Below are 4,259 nucleotides of genomic sequence, written 5' to 3'. Positions count from 1 at the left end.
CCTTATGCAGGGGCTCCTAAAGGGGAGAAAGTCTATGAAAAGATTAGCGGACGTCGTTTTGAGCGAACTTCAATTGTTGCAGGACAGTCTAACGAATTATAAAAAAGCGTATTATTTATCTGATAGAAGTTTTGATTTCTGGTATGACTTACAATACATATATGTCGAGCTGAATATGTATGAAAAAGCACAAAGATTATTAGAACAATGTCAATTCAAAGTTTCACAGTTAGATTTATCTTTTCTAGAAGATTATTTGGTTATATCTTTAGAAATTTTATATAACTGCAATAAATTTAAACAAATGCAACCGTTATTGAAAATTTTAGATACACATTTTAGTGATAATGAAAAATTATCGGATATGAAAGAAACACTAGAAAGTGAAGTGAGCGAATATCATGAATAACTATCGAATTATCTTAAGAAAATATCCTATTGCAATCAATTTTTTTATTTTCAATTTGTTTTTTAAACTATCTATGTATACTTCAAAAACAGTTCATGCACTCTGGTTTGAAATGAATGATAGGCTCCCTAATTATGGTCTATCCTATTCTGCCATGGCATTTGCTGGCATCTTTTCATTTTATATTGGTAAAAAAATAGGACGATTTACCCCTCAAAGAGTGATTCAATGTGGTTTAATTTTATATAGTATTGGCTTATTTTTTAGGATGTTTCCTAATAACTCAGGTATTTCTATAATATCTGGTTTTGTTTCAGGAATCGGTGCTTCGGTAGTGTTGTTATTAATTAGAGTATGGATTGTGGGCATAGGAAGTGAAGAAGAACGTTCCTCTATTGTATCGTTGAAAGAATTTGCAGATGGAGTAGGAAGTTCTTTAGGCATGCTACTAGCAGGTTTTCTTGTCTGGATTTTAACATTCTTGTTTCAAAACGCTACACAATTGACTCTACTTTTTTCGAGCGTCCTTTGCCTGATTACTGTATTTCTAATTCCTCCTATTACTCAATCTCATAATGAGAGTGGCGATTTGGAGAAGGCTGAATTTAAACATTTTGCAAAAGCTAGAACCCTGCTTGTTGGAACTATAATATTCGGCTTCATTATGGGGGGAAGCGTAAGTTTATTTGCTCCATATCTTCCAGTTATTTTAAGCAAACAAGGTATAAATGTATCTGTTATTGGTGTAACATTGACAATTTTAGGACTACTGAGTACTTATTTCTCTTCTCTTTTTTCAGGTCAAAAAACCTCAAAATATAAAGAGTATATCTTTGTGGTCAGTGAAATTTTAGTGGGCTTATCAACAGCTTTATTGATATTTAATATGCAATTTTTATACTTGTTTCTTATTCTTATATGCAGAGCTTTGTTCTTAAATGGTTCTGTAATTAGTCAAGAATTAATGGAGTTGGATATGTATCCTAAAGAACAAATTTCATATTTCTATGGTATATCTCAAACTTCATATTTTATTGGAGATAGTTTAGGTGGATTACTTGGAGGGAATCTGTATGCAAATGATTTACAAAAAACATTAATCATTTTCTTTATCATTTCCACTATAAATGCAATTTCTTTGTTTCTTTTTTATAAGTATATGAAAAAGTAGGTCACAGGATGATGAAAATAAAAAATTTGGATTTAAATGATGCTATATTCCTATCTTATACTCAAGATAGTAAACTTTTATGGCATGATGAATTATTAGTAGATAATAATGGACAAATAATATATGACAAAGAATTTTCTGCAATACTATCAAATGATAATTTTATTTACATATTTAGTCTGGAAAATTCGTATTTAGTGTTATCTAGAATTAATATTAATCTAGAGCTTAAATTGGATACCTATAAACTAGTCAATATATCAGATAAAGCAGAGATACTAAATGTCTATTTTTATAATTCAGATATTGTTGTGATCATTTCTGATGATACAGCTTCTATCTCTCAGTTTCTTATTTCTTTTGAAGAGGAAAAACTTATCACTGCTATGATAAGTAATATTGGGGAGAAACAGGACTTGTATAGAGTCTATAATGATATTGAATTGCGGTTAATTTCCACACCTAATATACAGCCCAATCTAGAAATTGATGGAAAAATTATACAGAATTATCTATGTGATCGAGGAAATATGGTGTGCAGTCTTTACTCTACTACTCGTATATCTCTTTATAATTTCGAAAACGATTCATACTTAATAGAAAGTTTAGACTTGTTTTATCCTATTATTAACGCTATTTTAGACGAGTGGAATCTTTTTGTCATTTTGAATAGATTCGGTCGAACAACTTTAGTTAGTATTGACTTGAAAACAAATATGATTAAAGAATATGATTTTGAAGGGAAGATTGATTTTTGTTTACTTCAAAACAGTAGACTTGTTTTGAAGCATAGTACGATTGAAGGATTCGAGTTTTTACTTTTTGAAGATGGAAAATTTGAGACAATCTATAGAGATATGTCAGAGGAGTTAATAAGCAAAGAATTTTATTTTGAGAAGTTTGAAGGGATTCATTATAAGTCAAATAATCCAGAAAAGTTATTAGTTTCTTTACATGGTGGTCCAGAATCCTATGAATTTAATTCATTTACTAATGCTAAAATATATCGGTTTGCCTTGAACAACTCGGTAGATGTCTTGGTTGCTAATTATATTGGGTCGTCTTATTCAGTTAATACAGAATTATCAAATAAAAATTGGAATTATGTGATAGATGAATTGGTAAGAACGATTGAGTATATAGTGAGTAAAACAGTAAAAGATGTTAAAAAAGTTTATTTATATTCAGGAAGTTTTGGATCTATATTAGGATTACTACTGAGTGCCAGATTTTCTCACAATCTAGGTGGACATATATGCGTTTCCCCTTTGATAGATTTATCTAATCAAATAAAAAAAACAAGTGGAATGGAAAGGAAATGGTTTACTGATAAATTCTCGACAACTGAAATTACAGAAATGTTTTCTGATAAGGTGTGGAAGAAAAATCTTCCTTATAAAACATTCATCATGCAAAGTCCTAGAGATAAAGTTTTAGATTTTTATTATATGAAGTCGACATTGAACAACTATAAATGTTTTGAAATTGATGAATTACCAATAAATGGTCATGGGCCTGAAACTGAATTTGAACTCGATATACTTAATCAAAGTGTTTTAGAAAAAATGAATAAATTATTTGTTGATTGACAATGCTAATTTTCTGTAACCGTCCAATAACGAAGTATATTGAAAAATCTCCATATTAGGAACTATCCGTGAGTTCTCTAATCTGGAGATTTCTTATAGGGTCTGGAGCTCTTCTTGACGTCTCTGTAGGCGTTCATCAGCTGGCAAAGCCTCCCAGTCTCTTTCCAAGGAAAATAACTGATCACAATAAGCTAAACCTTTAGCTCCTAAGGATGATTTATCTGCTTGCTTGGAAGTGGCTTCAAAAAATTTCCTTCTCACATGCGCCCAACAACCAACAAGTTCAGCTTCTTCCAGTTGACGATAAGCTTCTAGCGGTTCGCAGTTTACCAAGCTTAGCGTCGCCTTGCTCCTAAACCTTGGACTGCTATCGCATAGGCAGAACTAGAGGATTAAGGTCCTAAGTTGCTGCCGCAACATATCACAATGCACATATCCAGAATAATCTCCTAGGAAGTCTTGTACTACTGAACCACTTCGACGCTGATCATGGTGGTAAAGCCTAATCCCTTGTTTCTCTGATTTTCCTGACAAAAAAGTCCAATAGTAGGTCAGATGGCTATCACTTTCTAAGACCCGATAAGAGGTTTCATCCGCATGAAGAAGAGCTTGTTCTAACAACTTTTCTCGTAAAAGGTTATAAAGGGACTCTAAATAATATTGACTCGTCTTGATATGCCAATTAGAAATTTCCTTACGTGTGATTGGTAAACCCATCTTAGCCCAATCTTCTTCCATAGGCTTCCCTCTCTGTTTTCTAACTTTATTATACTAAAAAGAAAGTCCTCATTTCAATAGAAATCACGACTTTCTGATGAATTTATTTGGGGAGTGATAGAAAAGCCCTTCATCAGCCAGTCTACTTGTTCAGGTGTGAGAGCTTTGACATCCTTTTCTGTACTTGGCCAAGTCAACTTACCGTTCTCAAAGCGTTTATATAGTAGCCAAAATCCTTGACCATCCCAGTAAAGAGCTTTAAAGCGGTCTTTACGTCCACCACAAAAGAGAAAGACTTGACCGGAGAAAGGATCCAATTCAAAGTGGGCTTTATCTACATAGGCTAAGGAGTCTATTCCCTGCCTCATATCCG

Annotated in this window: 4 protein-coding genes and 1 pseudogene; 3 read left to right on the top strand and 2 right to left on the bottom strand. The window is 32.5% G+C overall.

What is annotated here, in order from left to right:
• Positions 1 to 175 precede the first annotated feature (175 nt).
• From HT736_RS11500 to HT736_RS11210, 3 genes are read left to right on the top strand one after another with little or no spacing between them, the layout of a single operon-like run.
• Positions 176 to 409, top strand: coding sequence for a hypothetical protein (locus tag HT736_RS11500; protein WP_050207807.1), 234 nt, complete (start codon positions 176 to 178; stop codon positions 407 to 409).
• Positions 402 to 1,580: an MFS transporter gene (locus HT736_RS11215; protein ID WP_023941358.1), complete on the top strand. Its 1,179-nt coding sequence runs from the start codon at positions 402 to 404 to the stop codon at positions 1,578 to 1,580. The genes HT736_RS11500 and HT736_RS11215 overlap by 8 nt, the downstream gene beginning before the upstream one ends.
• 8 nt (positions 1,581 to 1,588) lie before the next feature.
• Positions 1,589 to 3,169 (top strand): hypothetical protein, encoded by a 1,581-nt coding sequence (locus tag HT736_RS11210; protein WP_138699593.1) that lies wholly within the window; start codon positions 1,589 to 1,591, stop codon positions 3,167 to 3,169.
• Positions 3,170 to 3,274: 105 nt separating this feature from the next.
• Here the strand turns inward: HT736_RS11210 and HT736_RS11885 are convergent.
• Together HT736_RS11885 and tnpB are read right to left on the bottom strand one after the other, a co-directional pair.
• Positions 3,275 to 3,904: pseudogene (locus HT736_RS11885) on the bottom strand (transposase); the annotation flags it as partial.
• A gap of 56 nt (positions 3,905 to 3,960) precedes the next feature.
• On the bottom strand, positions 3,961 to 4,259 hold a 299-nt coding region (tnpB, locus tag HT736_RS11195; protein WP_172931052.1), incomplete at its 5' end, for an IS66 family insertion sequence element accessory protein TnpB.

Origin of the sequence: Streptococcus sp. 339 (assembly GCF_013277285.1) — a bacterium.
In the GTDB taxonomy this organism is placed as follows: Bacteria; Bacillota; Bacilli; order Lactobacillales; family Streptococcaceae; genus Streptococcus; species Streptococcus pseudopneumoniae.
The sequence above is the reverse complement of the archived record's forward strand: the minus strand, read 5'-3'. Positions and strand labels throughout refer to the sequence as shown.